General features: G+C 60.0%; 12 protein-coding genes, 6 tRNA genes and 1 pseudogene. 12 read left to right on the forward strand and 7 right to left on the reverse strand.

All coding sequences use genetic code 11. The annotated features are described in order from the left end of the window. The first annotated feature begins 45 nt into the window (after positions 1-45). Entirely contained in the window at positions 46-1098 is a 1053-nt protein-coding gene (locus tag ACM6JQ_RS23495) for an AI-2E family transporter (protein WP_007917454.1), read from the forward strand. Between the two features lie 511 nt (positions 1099-1609). On the opposite strand, the gene xopAW is transcribed toward ACM6JQ_RS23495, so the two are convergent. From xopAW to ACM6JQ_RS23510, 3 genes are all read right to left on the reverse strand, one after another. Beyond that, positions 1610-2467, reverse strand: a complete 858-nt coding sequence (gene xopAW / locus ACM6JQ_RS23500; RefSeq protein ID WP_414894748.1) for a XopAW family type III secretion system calcium-binding effector — start codon at positions 2465-2467, stop codon at positions 1610-1612. A gap of 234 nt (positions 2468-2701) precedes the next feature. After that, positions 2702-3751 carry a sensor histidine kinase gene (locus tag ACM6JQ_RS23505; protein ID WP_095112864.1) on the reverse strand — a complete coding sequence of 350 codons (1050 nt, stop codon included), beginning with the start codon at positions 3749-3751 and terminating at the stop codon, positions 2702-2704. Next, on the reverse strand, positions 3751-4512 hold the full coding sequence (locus ACM6JQ_RS23510; RefSeq protein WP_007917450.1) for a response regulator: 762 nt from the start codon (positions 4510-4512) through the stop codon (positions 3751-3753). Before ACM6JQ_RS23510 ends, ACM6JQ_RS23505 begins: the two co-directional genes overlap by 1 nt. Before the next feature lie 284 nt (positions 4513-4796). Between ACM6JQ_RS23510 and pyrF the strand changes: the two genes are divergently transcribed. Continuing rightward, positions 4797-5495, forward strand: coding sequence for an orotidine-5'-phosphate decarboxylase (gene pyrF / locus ACM6JQ_RS23515; RefSeq protein WP_161986598.1), 699 nt, complete (start codon positions 4797-4799; stop codon positions 5493-5495). 125 nt (positions 5496-5620) lie between these two features. On the opposite strand, the gene ACM6JQ_RS23520 is transcribed toward pyrF, so the two are convergent. Beyond that, on the reverse strand, positions 5621-6625 hold the full coding sequence (locus tag ACM6JQ_RS23520) for an NADP-dependent oxidoreductase (protein ID WP_414894749.1): 1005 nt from the start codon (positions 6623-6625) through the stop codon (positions 5621-5623). After that, positions 6622-6759, reverse strand: coding sequence for a hypothetical protein (locus tag ACM6JQ_RS23525; protein WP_157279740.1), 138 nt, complete (start codon positions 6757-6759; stop codon positions 6622-6624). Before ACM6JQ_RS23525 ends, ACM6JQ_RS23520 begins: the two co-directional genes overlap by 4 nt. 103 nt (positions 6760-6862) lie before the next feature. Between ACM6JQ_RS23525 and ACM6JQ_RS23530 the strand changes: the two genes are divergently transcribed. From ACM6JQ_RS23530 to ACM6JQ_RS23545, 4 genes and pseudogenes are all read left to right on the forward strand, one after another. Continuing rightward, on the forward strand, positions 6863-7624 hold the full coding sequence (locus tag ACM6JQ_RS23530; RefSeq protein ID WP_007917441.1) for an SDR family oxidoreductase: 762 nt from the start codon (positions 6863-6865) through the stop codon (positions 7622-7624). A gap of 191 nt (positions 7625-7815) precedes the next feature. Further along, positions 7816-9216, forward strand: coding sequence for a PLP-dependent aminotransferase family protein (locus tag ACM6JQ_RS23535; protein WP_095112866.1), 1401 nt, complete (start codon positions 7816-7818; stop codon positions 9214-9216). A 991-nt stretch (positions 9217-10207) separates the two neighbouring features. Continuing rightward, positions 10208-10432: pseudogene (locus ACM6JQ_RS23540) on the forward strand (HAMP domain-containing protein); the annotation flags it as partial. After that, entirely contained in the window at positions 10430-11293 is an 864-nt protein-coding gene (locus ACM6JQ_RS23545) for a methyl-accepting chemotaxis protein (RefSeq protein WP_371857963.1), read from the forward strand. The pseudogene ACM6JQ_RS23540 and the gene ACM6JQ_RS23545, both read left to right, overlap by 3 nt. Before the next feature lie 1229 nt (positions 11294-12522). On the opposite strand, the gene ACM6JQ_RS23550 is transcribed toward ACM6JQ_RS23545, so the two are convergent. Next, positions 12523-13281 (reverse strand): hypothetical protein, encoded by a 759-nt coding sequence (locus ACM6JQ_RS23550; protein ID WP_042705064.1) that lies wholly within the window; start codon positions 13279-13281, stop codon positions 12523-12525. A 384-nt stretch (positions 13282-13665) separates the two neighbouring features. Here ACM6JQ_RS23550 and ACM6JQ_RS23555 point away from each other — a divergent pair. From ACM6JQ_RS23555 to ACM6JQ_RS23580, 6 genes are all read left to right on the forward strand, one after another. Next, positions 13666-13741 (forward strand) — tRNA-Glu (locus ACM6JQ_RS23555). Positions 13742-13743: 2 nt separating this feature from the next. Continuing rightward, positions 13744-13819 (forward strand) — tRNA-Gly (locus ACM6JQ_RS23560). A gap of 104 nt (positions 13820-13923) precedes the next feature. Next, positions 13924-13999: transfer RNA gene (locus tag ACM6JQ_RS23565), tRNA-Glu, on the forward strand. A 3-nt stretch (positions 14000-14002) separates the two neighbouring features. Next, positions 14003-14078, forward strand: a tRNA-Gly gene (locus ACM6JQ_RS23570). A gap of 57 nt (positions 14079-14135) precedes the next feature. Beyond that, a tRNA-Glu gene (locus ACM6JQ_RS23575) sits at positions 14136-14211 on the forward strand. Between the two features lie 2 nt (positions 14212-14213). Further along, positions 14214-14289 (forward strand) — tRNA-Gly (locus ACM6JQ_RS23580). A 123-nt stretch (positions 14290-14412) separates the two neighbouring features. Here ACM6JQ_RS23580 and ACM6JQ_RS23585 read toward each other — a convergent pair. Next, complete coding sequence (locus tag ACM6JQ_RS23585; protein ID WP_095112868.1) at positions 14413-15051, reverse strand: LysE family translocator; 639 nt, start codon at positions 15049-15051, stop codon at positions 14413-14415.

The following is a 15051-nucleotide window of genomic DNA, read 5'->3' on the forward strand; positions in this document are numbered from 1 at the left end:
TGTGTTCGCCTACTCTTTGCCTGACTGACTTTTTCGAGACCTTACATGCTCAATAATGATCGCCTGCTGGTGCAGATCCTGCTGCTGGTGTTGTTTGGTGCCAGCCTCTGGGTGATGGCGCCATTCTGGTCGGCGCTGTTCTGGGGCGCGGTGCTGGCGTTTGCCAGTTGGCCGTTGATGCGCCTGCTGACCCGTTGGCTCAATGGCCGTGAATCCTTGGCTGCGGCGATTCTGACGTTGGGCTGGATGTTGCTCGTGGCCGCGCCGCTGGTGTGGCTGGGGTTCAACCTGGCGGATCATGTGCGCGATGCCACGGCGTTTATCAAGGATGTGCAGGTCGACGGTCTGCCGGAAGCGCCGGTGTGGCTGGGGACTCTGCCGTTTGTGGGCGAGCGTCTGGTCGGGCTGTGGAACAGCATCGATCAGCAGGGCGCCGCTCTGATGGTGTCGATCAAACCTTATCTGGGGCAGGTCGGTAACTGGCTGCTGGCGCGCAGTGCGCAGATCGGCGGCGGGATTCTCGAGCTGACCCTGAGCATTGTCTTTGTGTTCTTTTTCTATCGTGACGGGCCGCGACTGGCGGCGTTTGTACACAGTCTGCTGCAGCGGCTGATCGGTGATCGGGCGGGGTATTACATCGACTTGGTGGCCGGCACGGTGCAGCGGGTGGTCAACGGGGTGATCGGCACGGCGGCGGCGCAGGCAGTTCTGGCGTTGATCGGCTTTTTGATTGCCGGGGTGCCGGGGGCGCTGGTGCTGGGGATTGTCACCTTCCTGCTGAGTCTGATTCCGATGGGGCCGCCGTTGGTGTGGGTGCCGGCGACGGCCTGGCTGGCGTGGAAAGGTGAGTATGGGATGGCGGTGTTTCTCGGGATCTGGGGGACGTTCATCATCAGTGGCGTGGACAACGTGCTCAAGCCGTATCTGATCAGTCGCGGGGGGAATTTGCCGTTGGTGATTGTGTTGCTTGGGGTGTTTGGCGGGTTGATTGCGTTTGGGTTTATCGGGTTGTTTATCGGGCCTACGTTGTTGGCGGTGGCTTATAGTTTGTTGACGGATTGGAGTAAGAGTCAGTCTCGGGTTGAGGAGCGGCGCTAGCGGTTTTGGGTTTTGGGTGAATATCCGTTGCTGCGGTAACGGCGGCTTAGGGTTCCGCCCTTACGGCGGGTCACCTTTTCCAAACGCCGAAAAGGTAACCCAAAAGGCTTGCTCCTACGTGCGGCCCGCTCGCTGGGGCTCGGGGTTCCTTCGCTGCGGGATCGATCCGGGCGCAGCGTCTCCGGTTTGCTTCGCTGCACCTACTCCCGCTGTGTTTGGCTGCGCCAAACGGTCGCTGCGCTCCCACGCCCGGATCAATCCCTCCACTCAGCCTTCCGACGTCGCCCGTGGATCAAGATCAAGATCAAAAGCAGGCGAGCTGACACTCGGCCTATTGAGTGGTGAAGAGCGTGGGGTGTTCGGCGTTTGATTTGCGTTCAACGCGGTATCGCACGTCGGTGTAGCTCTCCCAAACAACTCGGTCAGTCCCCTCTCCCTATGGGCGGTCCGACGTTTCGGGAGGGCTAGGGTGAGGGGCTTTTGATTGTCCGTGGCAAATAATGGCGTCGACTCAAGTCGCCACATTCAAATACTTGCCCACCGACGCCGTTTTTTCCAGCGAGTACTGTTTGCTCAGATTGGCAATCATGCGGTTCAGCGCTTCAGTGGTGCTCTGGGTCGAAGCGGTCTGTTCTTCCTCCGGTCGTTCTCTCCCAGCCTGTAACGCCGCTTTCAGTTCATCACTGCTCACGCCGCCGCTGCTGTCGCTATCGAGCACCTTGAGCAGCGCGGCGCTGGTGTCGGTGCTGGTCGTTGCGGTGCTGTTGTTGCTGGTTTGCAGTGCGCTGCTGAGTTCTGTCGCGGTCACGCTGTCGTCGCCATCGGCGTCGAGTTGGCTGAACAGTTCGTCGCTGTTGATTTGTGGTGGCGGAGGCGGCGGAGGGGTCAGGCTGGCGGTGAGTTCGTCCTGGCTGACGGTGCCGTCCTTGTTCTTGTCCAGGGCGGAGAAGATTTCGTTGCTGTCGGCGCTGCTGCCGGCGCTGGTCAGGCCGCTGCTCAGTTCGTCGCTGCTGATGGCGCCGTCGCCATCGGTGTCGAGGGCGCTGATCAGGGCGTCGGCGAGATCGGTGTCCGGAGCTTGATCGTGTGGCGGTGGCGGAGGCGGCGCCATGGCGGTCATTTCTTCGGCGCTGAGGCTGCCGCTGGCGTCGCTGTCCAGATCACCGAACTGTTTGCTCAGGTTGACCAGCAGGCCGTCGTTGGACTTCTGCGACAGGGCGCTTTTCAGTTCGTTCTGATCCACTGCGCCGTCGCTGTTGCTGTCGAGTTTGGCGAACAGTTCTTTTTGCAGTTGCTGGCTGCGCGCGTTTTGCGTGGAGGTGCTGCTGGTGCTGGTATAGCTTGTGTAGTTGCTGACGCTACCGATCATTGGACTCACTCCCTGGAATGGCAAACCGGTGGGTGTACCGGCTTATGCAGCCTCAGGGCACAAGTTGTCGGGGGTATGTGGGGTTTGTACCGGTGGGTACACACGGCAGAATGAACACCGCCGAACTCTGTGGGAGCGAGCTTGCTCGGGAAGAGGCCGGTACATTCAAAAGAGATGTTGGATCAGTTGACGCCTTCGCGAGCAGGCTCGCTCCCACATTGGACGGTGGTGTTTTCAGGGGCGCGGCAGGCGAATGATGGCGGTAAGGCCGCCGCCCGGGGTTTCTTCGAGATTGAGCTGCCCACCCAAACGCTGCGCCGCCTCGCGGGCAATGGTCATGCCCAGCCCCACACCGCCGGAGTTACGATTGCGCGAACCTTCCAGCCGATAAAACGGCTCGAACACCGCTTCACGTTTGTCCTCGGCAATCCCCGGGCCATGGTCGATCACGTGGATCAGCAGTTGCTCGCGTTGATCTTGTAACTCGATGCGCGCCTGGCCGGCATAACGCAGGGCGTTGTCCATGAGGTTGTTGATGCACGAACGCAGCGCCATCGGCTGCACCGGCAACGGCGCGCAGTGGCCGCTGACCTGCACGTCGGCGCCCTGGTCCTGAGCGTTTTCGCACAGCGATTCGACCAGCGCCTGCACATCCATCAACTGCAAGGCTTCGCTGGTGCGCTGTTCGTGCAGGTAGGTGAGGGTGGCGTCGAGCATGCCGATCATGTCGTCCAGGTCCTGACGCATCTGGCCTTGCAGCTTTTCATCGCTGATGTTTTCCAAGCGCAGTTTCAGGCGTGACAGCGGTGTGCGCAGGTCGTGGGACACGGCGCCGAGCATTCGTGCGCGCTGCTGCACCTGTTCGCGAATGCGCCGCTGCATCAGGTTGAAGGTGTAGGCGGCTTGTCGTGCTTCCCGTGGGCCGGACTCGTCGAGTGGCGGGCTGTCGAGGTCTTCGCTGAGGCGTTCGGCGGCGTCGCTCAGGCGCTGGATCGGGCGACTGAGCAGTTTGGCGCCGTACCAGGCCGCGATCATCAGCGTGATGAACTGAAAGGTCAGTGGCACCACCGGGCCACCGAACCACGGACGCGGTGGCCGTGGCGGGTAGCGCGGGTCTTGCGCCATTGCTTGGCCATTGGCGCCCTGGGAGAACTCCGGAGGCGGCGGAGGCGGGGGCGGGCCGTAGAGACGGAACCAGGTGAAAGCCAGCAGGTGCGCGAGGACGATCGCCACGAACAGCACGCCAAACAGGCGCCCGAACAGCGTGTCGAAGCGCGCCCGCATCAGCCGATGTCTCGCGCGTCGAACAGGTAACCCTCACCGCGCACGGTTTTGATCAACTGTGGGGCTTTCGGGTCATCGCCGAGTTTCTGCCGCAGGCGCGAGACCAGCAAATCAATGCTGCGGTCGAAGGCTTCGATCGAGCGACCCCGGGCTGCGTCGAGCAATTGCTCGCGGCTGAGCACCCGGCGCGGACGTTCGATAAACACCCACAGCAGGCGGAATTCGGCGTTGGACAGCGGCACCACCAGACCATCGTCGGCGATCAATTGGCGCAGGACGCTGTTCAGGCGCCAGTTGTCGAAACGAATGTTGGCGCGTTGTTCGGTGCGGTCGTCACGCACCCGGCGCAGAATGGTCTGGATGCGCGCGACGAGTTCGCGCGGTTCGAACGGTTTGGCCATGTAGTCGTCGGCGCCCAGTTCCAGGCCGATGATGCGGTCGGTCGGTTCGCAGCGAGCGGTGAGCATCAGGATCGGGATGTCCGATTCAGCGCGCAGCCAGCGGCACAGCGACAAGCCGTCTTCGCCGGGCAGCATCAGGTCCAGCACGACGACATCGAAATGCTCGGCCAGCAGCGCCTGACGCATCGCCGCACCGTCGGTGACGCCGCTGGCGTGGATGTTGAAGCGGGCGAGGTAATCGATCATCAGCTCGCGAATCGGCACGTCATCGTCGACGATCAGCGCGCGAATGCTCCAGCGCTTGTCGTCTTTAGGCTCATCCGTCGCGGTCATTTGGGTGTTGTGCATGAGGCTGTTCATCTGCCAGTAGGCCGCCAACCACAAAAGATGGGCTGCGAGGTGGTGGTTTCAGCATAGGCGTCCAGCCGCGAGGCGGGAAGTGCTGATGTAAGGACGTGTTGCGGCTGGCGAGGCTAGCGCGGATGCTTGTTGCTGGCGTGTCGGCTGTGTATCGGAGTCGACACAATAGCAGCGAGCGCTATGCTGATCACGGTTGGTGCGACGATTTACCGATCATCGGGTGCCGCGCCGCTGCCGGTTCCGCTACAATGCGCGCCGATTTCGACCTGCCTGAGAGCCCATTCATGTCCGCCTGCCAGACTCCTATCATCGTCGCCCTGGATTTCCCTACCCGTGACGCCGCACTGAAGCTGGCCGACCAGTTGGACCCGAAACTGTGCCGGGTCAAAGTGGGCAAGGAACTGTTCACCAGTTGCGCCGCCGAAATTGTCGGCACCCTGCGTGACAAGGGTTTTGAAGTATTCCTCGACCTGAAATTCCATGACATTCCCAACACCACCGCGATGGCCGTGAAAGCCGCCGCCGAGATGGGCGTGTGGATGGTCAACGTGCATTGCTCCGGTGGTATGCGCATGATGGCCGCTTGCCGTGAAGAGCTGGACAAGCGCAGCGGCCCGCAGCCGTTGCTGATCGGCGTGACCGTGCTGACCAGCATGGAGCGTGAAGACCTGGCCGGTATCGGTCTGGATATCGAACCGCAGGAACAAGTGCTGCGTCTGGCTGCACTGGCCGAGAAGGCTGGCATGGACGGTCTGGTGTGCTCGGCGCTGGAAGCCACGGCACTGAAAACCGCGCATCCGTCGCTGCAACTGGTGACCCCGGGGATTCGTCCGGCGGGCAGCGCGCAGGACGATCAGCGCCGCATTCTGACCCCGCGTCAGGCGCTGGATGCCGGTTCCGATTATCTGGTGATTGGCCGTCCGATCAGCCAGGCGGCGGATCCGGCCAAGGCGTTGGCTTCGGTTGTAGCCGAAATCGCCTGATCAGACACCGCGAAACCCTGTAGGAGTGAGCCTGCTCGCGATAGCGGTGTGTCAAACAACGTTAATGTTGACTGACACACCGCTATCGCGAGCAGGCTCACTCCTACCTTTGTTTTGTGGTGGGCTTAAACCTTCAACACCAACTTGCCGAAGTTCTCGCCGCTGAACAATTTCATCAGCGTCTCCGGGAACGTCTCCAGGCCTTCGACGATATCTTCCTTGCTCTTGAGCTGCCCCTTGGCGATCCAGCCGGCCATTTCCTGCGCGGCGCTGGCGTATTGCGCGGCATAGTCCATCACCACAAAACCTTCCATCCGCGCGCGATTGACCAGCAGCGACAGGTAGTTGGCCGGGCCTTTGACCGCTTCCTTGTTGTTGTACTGGCTGATCGCGCCGCAGATCACCACGCGCGCTTTCATGTTAAGCCGACTCAACACCGCATCGAGGATGTCGCCGCCAACGTTGTCGAAATAGACGTCGACGCCTTTCGGGCATTCGCGTTTAAGCCCGGCTACAACGTCTTCGGACTTGTAGTCGATGGCGCCGTCGAAGCCCAGTTCATCAATGAGGAATTTGCACTTGTCGGCACCGCCGGCAATGCCAACCACACGGCAACCTTTGATCTTGGCGATCTGCCCGGCAATGCTGCCCACTGCGCCCGCCGCACCGGACAGCACAACGGTGTCGCCGGCCTTCGGTGCACCGACATCCAGCAGGGCGAAATAGGCGGTCATGCCAGTCATGCCCAGTGCCGACAGATACACCGGCAGCGCTGCCAGTTTCGGATCGACTTTGTAGAAACCTCTTGGCTCACCGAGGAAATAATCCTGCACGCCAATGGCGCCGTTGACGTAGTCCCCGACGGTAAAGCCCGGATTGTTCGAAGCAACGACTTTGCCTACACCCAACGCGCGCATGACTTCGCCGATACCGACCGGCGGGATGTAGGACTTGCCTTCGTTCATCCAGCCACGCATGGCCGGGTCGAGGGACAGGTATTCGTTCTTGACCAGAATCTGCCCCGCCGCCGGTTCACCCACCGGGACTTCCTGATAGGTGAAGGTCTCGCGGGTTGCCGCGCCCACCGGGCGTTTGGCGAGCAGGAACTGGCGATTGGTCTGGTTGGTCATGACAGGCACTCGAACGGAATGAAGCTTTGTTGATAGACCTTCGCCGGCATTGGCGCAAGGTTGGCTGATGCGGCGAATGCACGCCGATCCAGTGCAGTGATGATCACCGGGTTGGTTTTATCACTGCAACGCATGGGCACATAAACAGCCATTGGATAGTGCTGACGCTCGGCAGACCTCAATGGCTATGCTGCCATTCCACACATCCCCTGCATCCATCCCTTCGAGGACATAACAATGAGCATGACGTTTTCCGGTCAGGTTGCCGTAGTCACCGGCGCCGCCAACGGCATCGGCCGTGCAACCGCGCAGGCGTTCGCTGCCGAAGGCCTGAAAGTGGTGGTCGCCGACCTGGACGCGGCAGGGGGCGAGGGCACCGTTGCGCTGATTCGTACCGCTGGCGGCGAAGCGACCTTCGTGCGTTGCAACGTGACCGTCGAAAGCGAAGTGAAGAATCTGATGGACGAGGTGATCAATACCTACGGTCGTCTGGACTACGCCTTCAATAATGCCGGTATCGAAATCGAAAAAGGCAAACTCGCTGAAGGCTCGATGGATGAGTTCGACGCAATCATGGGCGTCAACGTCAAAGGCGTCTGGCTGTGCATGAAGTATCAACTGCCATTGTTGCTGGCGCAGGGCGGCGGGGCGATCGTCAATACTGCCTCGGTGGCGGGACTGGGCGCGGCGCCGAAGATGAGCATCTACGCGGCGTCCAAGCATGCGGTGATTGGCTTGACCAAATCGGCAGCCATTGAGTACGCGAAAAAGAAAATCCGCGTCAACGCTGTGTGTCCGGCGGTGATCGATACCGACATGTTTCGCCGCGCTTATGAGGCTGATCCGAAGAAGGGCGAATTCGCCAACGCGATGCACCCGGTCGGTCGCATCGGCAAGGTCGAGGAAATTGCCAGCGCTGTGTTGTACCTGTGCAGCGACGGTGCCGCCTTCACCACGGGCCACTCTCTGGCAGTGGATGGCGGCGTCACCGCTTTCTGAATAAAGCGCCAGAAAAAACAGCCCGCATTCATTGCGGGCTTTTTTGTGGGTCACGGTCAGTTCCGTGAAGTCCCTTAAACAATGTGTATCAAACGGTTAGAACGGTCGCTTTTGGCGGCGTTGTCGCACAGCCTGTCCGGCGCGGCTGTGATTTACTGCCGCCAGCAAAACGGACAGGAGTTTGCTTGCTCATGGAATTGAGAATTGATCGACAGGCAATGGTGCCGGTCGTGCAGCAGATTGTTGACGGACTGACCGAGTGGATCCTGCAAAATGGCGTACCGCCGGCCACTCGTTTGCCCTCCGTGAGGCAAATCGCCCGGGGTAATCTGCTCAGCCAGTCGTGTGTGGTCGAGGCCTGTGAGCGTCTGGTATCGCAGGGCGTTCTAAGCACCTGCCAAGGCACCGGATTCATCGTCGCCGCCTCGCCGTCGACACTGGGCGCAGAGGATGAACTGGCGCTGTTCGGGGGGCGGTATGCCTGGTGCGATGCAGTGTGCGAGACGGCCGGTGGCTTGAAGCTGGGTGCTGGTGGTCTGCCGCAAAGCTGGCGCGAGCCTGACGACCTCAGCTATGCGCTGCGCGAGGTGGCGCGCACCGATATGGCCAGTCTGTTCAACTACAGCACACCCTTTGGGCTTCCAGCGTTGCGCGAGCAGATCGTCAAGCGCCTGAAGCTGCTCAATATCGAGGCCCGCAGTGCGCAGTTGCTGAGTACCTGCGGTGCCAGCCATGCGCTGGATCTGATCGTGCGTACCTTGTTCAAGTCAGGAGACTGCGTGGTGGTCGAAACGCCCGGTTACGCGCCGCTGTTTGATCTGCTGCGTCTGCATGGCGTGCACATGCTTGAGGTGCGTCGTACCCCGAACGGGCCGGATATCGAAGCGCTCGAGGCTGTGCTGCAACAGTTTCGCCCCGGCGCATTGTTCATCAACAGCCATCATCACAACCCTACCGGTACTTGCCTGTCGCCGAGCGTTGCGCAACGCATCCTGCAACTGAGCAAGACCTACGATCTGCGCGTGATTGAAGACGACGTCTATGCGGACTTGCACACGGACAACGGCACACGACTGGCGGCGCAGGACCATGAGGGGCGCGTCATTTACGTGGGCAGCTTTTCCAAGACACTGAGCAGCTCGTTGCGGGTCGGGTTCGTCTTCGCCGACAGCGAAATCGTCAGGCGGCTGGCGCAGGTCAAGATGATCAGTGGTTTGGGGGGGTCGAGGTTTTCCGAAGCGGTGCTGGCCAGTCTGATGGTCAGTGGCGCTTACCGCAAACTGGTGCAGCGTCAGCGTCAACGTTTGAATGCCGATCGCGCCGCCGCGCTGCAGGCGCTGGAGGACGCTGATTGGGAGGTGTTCGGCAAACCTGCGGGTGGGCTTTTCATTTGGGCGCGCTCGCGCATGACCGATCAGGTTCGAGTGCGTCGTCATGCTCAACGCTGCGGCGTGCTGCTGTCAGCGCCTGACGCGTTCAGTCCCAGTGGTGAGTCGGGCGACTGGCTGCGCATCAACGTTACCTATGCATGCGATCCACGCGCTCGGCAGTTTTTCCGCCACACCGGTTCGGATCGACCTCAAGTGTTCTGAAAACGACGCGGGCGTAGCTTTTTGCCATTATTCCGACGCCAGAGACTTGTGTCGGTGGATGGCCGTTGCGACTCTTCGCTCTACTGACAATGGCAGGGGACTACGCGCAATGATTTCGGCCATGCAAGGACGTTTTGCCAACCTCGGTATGGCGAAAAAACTGGGTATCGGGTTTGTGCTGGTTTTGCTCCTGACTGCGCTGGTGGCGGCCATTGGCGTCTGGTCCCTGCAAACCATCAGTCAGCGTTTCGACGGGCTGAAACAGATGTCCTCGCTCAACAGTGGCCTGCTCAACGTGCGCCTGCTCGAGCAGGAATACGCTTTGCGAGGCAATCCGAAGACCGCCGATGCGCTGCGTAAGGGCGTCGACGAACTGGTCGTTCTGGCTGATCAGCTCAAGACGCAGTCGGCGGCGAATGTGCCGGTCATGAATGATGTGCAGCAGTCGCTGGGAGCCTATCGAAAGGCGTTCGATGAATTTGTGTCGTTGACTCAGGCCAAGGATCTGGCACTGGAAATGGCCAGTTGGTCGGTGTCCAGTGTGGCCAACAACCTCGACGTATTGCAGGCCGGGCTTGCCGACGACGGTGCATATACCTTGAAGGACACCGAGGGCAAGGACGGCGCGCAATTCATCGAGCAGGCCAGTCAGGTCAGTCAGGTCTCCCGGCTTATGCTGCAAGCGATGAACGAAGCGCGGATTCGTCTGGATCAAAGCCGCAAGGGTGATGCCGACGGTGCCGGCAAGGGCAATATCGAACAGGCCGCACAGGCCCAGGCCCAGGCCGAAGAACTGAAAACCACGGTCAAGGACGAAGGCTATCTGACCGTGCTCAACGAAGTCTCCGGACATATCGCCGGTTTCAACGACAAGCTTGCCGAATACACCGGCTTGCTCGCGCAGGAAAAAACCGTCTACGAGCAATTGCACCAACGTGCCGACCAAGTGGTCGAGCGGGTCAATCAGGCGTATGTCGCTGAAGACGGCGCGATGCAGGTGGAATTGAAGAAAAATTCGCTGCTGATCATTGGTTCATCGGCGCTGGCGTTGTTGGTCGGCTTGTTCGCGGCGTGGCTGATCACCCGACTGATTGTCGCGCCATTGCGCAGCGTGATCCAGGTCGCGCAACAGATTGCCGCCGGCGACTTGAGTGCGACCGTGGAAGTGACCCGCCGTGACGAGATCGGCCAGTTGATGCTGGCGATGCAACAGATGGGGGCGGGGTTGAGTACGATTGTCAGCGGCTTGCAGGCTGGGATCGAACAATTGGCCAGTTCGGCGCAATCGTTGTCGGCGGTCACCGAGCAGACCAACCTTGAGGTCAGCAGCCAGAAGGAAGAAACCGAGCAGGTCGCCACGGCGATGAACCAGATGACCGCCACCGTGCATGACGTTGCACGCAATGCCGAAGAGGCGGCGGTGGCCGCGCAAACGGCGGATGACAAGGTCGAGAGTGGTCAGCAAGTGGTGCGCCAGAGCATGGCGCGCATCGAGCAATTGGCTGATTCGGCGACGTCGGCCAGTTCCAGCATCGAAAGCCTGAGTGCGGAAATCCAGAATATCGGCACGGTGCTGGAGGTGATCAAGAGTGTCGCCGAACAGACCAATCTATTGGCGTTGAATGCCGCGATCGAGGCGGCGCGGGCCGGGGAGCAGGGCAGGGGCTTTGCGGTGGTGGCCGATGAGGTGCGTGCTTTGGCTCGGCGCACGCAGCAATCGACCGAGGAAATTGAGCGACTGGTGAGTGCATTGCGCTCGGCGGCGCATTCGTCGGTGCAGCAGATTCAGAGCAGCGGCGAGTTGGTGAAGCTGGCGGTGAGTGATGCTTTGCAGACCGAGAGTGCGCTGGGGAGTATTGCGGCGGCGGTGTCGTTGATTCAGCAGATGAATCAGCAGATTGCGGCGGCGGCCGAGGAGCAGAGTTCGGTGGCGGAGGAGATCAATCGCAGTGTGACGAGTATTCGTGCGAGTGCGGATCAGTCGTCGATCGCGATGCGCGGGAATGCGGCTTCGAGTGTTGAGCTGGCGCAGTTGGGGAGTGAGTTGCGCGGGATGGTTGGGCATTTTCGGCTTTGACGCTTTGGGCTTGGCGGCCTTTGGGCCGACCAGGCTCTTGGGGTTTTGGGGGGATATCCGTTGCTGCGGGTGTTGCTGATTAGGGTTCCGCCCTTACGGCGGGTCACTTTTGGCAAACGCCCCAAAAGTAACCAAAAGGTCTGCGCCCTGACGTTCGGCCCGCTCGCTGGGGCTCGGGGTTCCTTCGTTCCGGGATCGATCCGGGGGCATCGCCTACGGTTTGCTTCGCTGCACCTCCTCTCGATGTGTTCGACTTCGTCGAACGGTCGCTGCGCTCCCACCCCCGGATCAATCCCTCCACTCAGCCTGCCGACGGGCTTTAAGATCAAGAGCTGCAGCCGAGCTAACGCTCATCCTGTTGAGTGGTGAGAAGCGACGCGGTGCGAGGTGGGCGCTGTTTTGCTTTTCTGTAGGAGTGAGCCTGCTCGCGATCGCGGTCTGGCAGCCAAGCCATTTCTGCCGGATGTACTTAAACCCTGTGGGAGCTGGCTTGCCAGCGATGGCGGCCTGACAGCCGGCCAATCTCTGTCAGATGTACTCAATCCCATTGTAGGAGTGAGCCTGCTCGCGATCGCGGTCTGGCAGCCAACCCATTTCTGCCGGATGTACTCAAACCCTGTGGGAGCTGGCTTGCCGGCGATGGCGGCCTGACAGCCGGCCAATCTCTGTCTGAATGCACGCAGTTCAAACTGTAGGAGTGAGCCTGCTCGCGATCGCGGTCTGGCAGCCAACCCATTTCTGCCGGATGTACTCAAACCCTCTGGGAGCTGGCTTGCCAGCGATGGCGGCCTGACAGCCGACCAATCTCTGTCAGATGAACTCAATCCCATTGTAGGAGTGAGCCTGCTCGCGATCGCGGTCTGGCAGCCAACCCATTTCTGCCGGATGTACTTAAACCCTGTGGGAGCTGGCTTGCCAGCGATGGCGGCCTGACAGCCGGCCAATCTCTGTCAGATGTACTCAATCCCTTGTAGGAGTGAGCCTGCTCGCGATCGCGGTCTGGCAGCCAACCCATTTCTGCCGGATGTACTCAAACCCTGTGGGAGCTGGCTTGCCGGCGATGGCGGCCTGACAGCCGACCAATCTCTGTCTGAATGCACGCAGTTCAAACTGTGGGAGCGAGCCTGCTCGCGAAAGTGTTCTCACATTCACCGGTTTTCTTTCGGATTCACACCCGCGAGCCCACAAAAAAAGCCACCTCTCGGTGGCTTCTCTTTCAACCTCTGCAATCAGTCGTAAATCACTTTCTTTTTCCAGTCGGCATCGGCCTCTACATCTTTTAGGCCGGCGGTCAGTTGGTTCTCCTCACCTTCAACCGGTGCAATTTTGTCCATGACCTGGGCGTTGGCGCGGGCCAGCAGTTTTTCCAGATATTGCAGTTGTTCTGCATACACCTGCGGATCCTGCTGTTTGCGCAAGTATTGCACGCCGCGTTCGAAGGCGAGGCGGGCCTGGCCGGGCTGGTTTTGTTGCAGGGACTGTTGGCCGAGGTTGTTGAAGAATTCGATGTGCAGCAGCACCAGTATGTGGCGGACCTCGCGGATCCAGTGTTTGGCTTCGTTCGGTGGCAGGAAGCCGTCGTGGGCGGCGCGGGTGATCTGGCCGTGGAGGGCTTCGAGCAGGAAGCGCACGTCTTTGGCTTTGGCTTCGGTCAGGATCGGCGCCGGAGGGTTGTTGACCGGGATCGATTCGCCTTGGGCGACCAATGCGCTCAGTTCGGTGATGCGCGCTTTGGTGGTGGCGCTGGTTTTTTCCAGGTTCAGCAGGCGCTGGCAGACATTCAGCTCCAGGCGGGTCAGCAGCAGCTTGAGGGCCGGGGTCATGAACTGGCCCGGAAAGGTCTCGGTCAGTTCGCCGCAGCGGCGCAGGCGGTCGTTCAGTTCGACCTTGGTACGGGCCTTCTCCAGTTTGTTGTTTTCCACCACATGGTTCATGTAGCCAATGGCGATCAGAATTGCGATCCCGGCTATGACTAGCAGGGTGATCATGAGTGGTGTCACCGGTAAGACCTCTTTATAGGGTTCGCATGCGAGTGTAGTGGCTGGGCATTTAGCCGCCTAGCGCCGCTCGACGAGTTGGATCGGCAGGTTCAATCTGTATCGGCCGCACGCTGCTTATATGAATGCTGGCGATGCATGTGCAGATTGCCATCACTGTGCGGTGGACTATAACGTCTTGGCGAGTGGCGGAATATAGGCGTCAATCGTCGGGCGACGGAAAAGCCCGGTTGCCGCCGTAAAGCAGGTCGAAGTCATTGATTTAAATAAATTTATATCAAGGGGTTGACGACCTCTCAATCCATCCATAGAATGCGCGCCACTTGCAGCGTAAAGCACACAGCGAAGCGCGGCAGGGAGTGAATGTTGTAGCGTGTCCCCTTCGTCTAGTGGCCTAGGACACCGCCCTTTCACGGCGGTAACAGGGGTTCGAGTCCCCTAGGGGACGCCAATGCGGGAATAGCTCAGTTGGTAGAGCACGACCTTGCCAAGGTCGGGGTCGCGAGTTCGAGTCTCGTTTCCCGCTCCAATTTTAAACAGCAGTGCTTTCGGGCGGTGCTGAGTGAAACCAGAACCAAGTCTTCGGACAAGGATCTGGACACCGAAACACACACCATGTGTTCCGGGTAGCGTGTCCCCTTCGTCTAGTGGCCTAGGACACCGCCCTTTCACGGCGGTAACAGGGGTTCGAGTCCCCTAGGGGACGCCATTTGCGGGAATAGCTCAGTTGGTAGAGCACGACCTTGCCAAGGTCGGGGTCGCGAGTTCGAGTCTCGTTTCCCGCTCCAAATTCTAAAGACGCCGCTCAGTGAGCGGCGTTTTTATTAGTGAAAGTTGTAGCCTGTGTCCCCTTCGTCTAGTGGCCTAGGACACCGCCCTTTCACGGCGGTAACAGGGGTTCGAGTCCCCTAGGGGACGCCATTGCGGGAATAGCTCAGTTGGTAGAGCACGACCTTGCCAAGGTCGGGGTCGCGAGTTCGAGTCTCGTTTCCCGCTCCATATTCACAAAAACGCCGCTCAACTGAGCGGCGTTTTTGTATGCGCACGATTTGTAGTTGAGTCATCAGTCATGAAAAAGGCCCGCCGAAGCGATTCGGCGGGCCTTTTGCGTTATGCGTCGGCTTACCAGGACAGCATCAGGCGACCGGCAAACAGAATCAGCACCACGCCCATCGTGCGTTCAAACCAATGGCCCATGCGCATGAACAGCAAGCGAACCCGATTGCTTGAGAAAAACAGCGCGACCACAACAAACCACAGCGCATTCACAAAGCACATCCACAGCCCGTAAAAGGCCTGGATCTGCAGGGGCGTGCTGGCGCTGATGATCGTGGTGAAGATGGCCAGGAAAAACAGCGTGGCCTTGGGGTTGGTCGCATTGGTCAGAAAACCGGTGCTGAAGGCCTTGAATAACGTCTGTTCAACCACCGGCTCCTCGCTGGTCTTTTCACCTTCAAGGGACGATTTCGGCTTGCTGCGCAACAGGCTGACACCCAGATACAGGATATAAGCCCCGCCAATCACTTTGGCCACGGTCAGCAACCACGGTGTGGTGTGCATCAGCGCCCCGACTCCCAGCAGCGTGTACAGCACGTGCACGGAAATCCCCGCGCCGATCCCCAGCGCCGTACAGATTCCCACCAGTCGGCCGAAGCGTACGCTCTGGCGAATAGTGACTGCGAAGTCCGGGCCGGGAGCAACCACGGCCAGAAAGTGAATGGTAGCCAGCGCCAAAAACTCGCCCAGATAATTCGAATACAT

Origin of the sequence: Pseudomonas sp. IT-232MI5 (assembly GCF_949767845.1) — a bacterium.
In the GTDB taxonomy this organism is placed as follows: Bacteria; Pseudomonadota; Gammaproteobacteria; order Pseudomonadales; family Pseudomonadaceae; genus Aquipseudomonas.

Bases quoted from the DNA above. Each gene is read 5' to 3' on its own strand.
- ACM6JQ_RS23495 (WP_007917454.1), top strand. From the start codon at position 46: ATGCTCAATAATGATCGCCTGCTGGTGCAGATCCTGCTGCTGGTGTTG.
- xopAW (WP_414894748.1), bottom strand. From the start codon at position 2,467: ATGATCGGTAGCGTCAGCAACTACACAAGCTATACCAGCACCAGCAGC.
- ACM6JQ_RS23505 (WP_095112864.1), bottom strand. From the start codon at position 3,751: ATGCGGGCGCGCTTCGACACGCTGTTCGGGCGCCTGTTTGGCGTGCTG.
- ACM6JQ_RS23510 (WP_007917450.1), bottom strand. From the start codon at position 4,512: ATGAACAGCCTCATGCACAACACCCAAATGACCGCGACGGATGAGCCT.
- pyrF (WP_161986598.1), top strand. From the start codon at position 4,797: ATGTCCGCCTGCCAGACTCCTATCATCGTCGCCCTGGATTTCCCTACC.
- ACM6JQ_RS23520 (WP_414894749.1), bottom strand. From the start codon at position 6,625: ATGACCAACCAGACCAATCGCCAGTTCCTGCTCGCCAAACGCCCGGTG.
- ACM6JQ_RS23525 (WP_157279740.1), bottom strand. From the start codon at position 6,759: ATGCGTTGCAGTGATAAAACCAACCCGGTGATCATCACTGCACTGGAT.
- ACM6JQ_RS23530 (WP_007917441.1), top strand. From the start codon at position 6,863: ATGAGCATGACGTTTTCCGGTCAGGTTGCCGTAGTCACCGGCGCCGCC.
- ACM6JQ_RS23535 (WP_095112866.1), top strand. From the start codon at position 7,816: ATGGAATTGAGAATTGATCGACAGGCAATGGTGCCGGTCGTGCAGCAG.
- ACM6JQ_RS23545 (WP_371857963.1), top strand. From the start codon at position 10,430: ATGGGGGCGGGGTTGAGTACGATTGTCAGCGGCTTGCAGGCTGGGATC.
- ACM6JQ_RS23550 (WP_042705064.1), bottom strand. From the start codon at position 13,281: ATGATCACCCTGCTAGTCATAGCCGGGATCGCAATTCTGATCGCCATT.
- ACM6JQ_RS23585 (WP_095112868.1), bottom strand. From the start codon at position 15,051: ATGTATTCGAATTATCTGGGCGAGTTTTTGGCGCTGGCTACCATTCAC.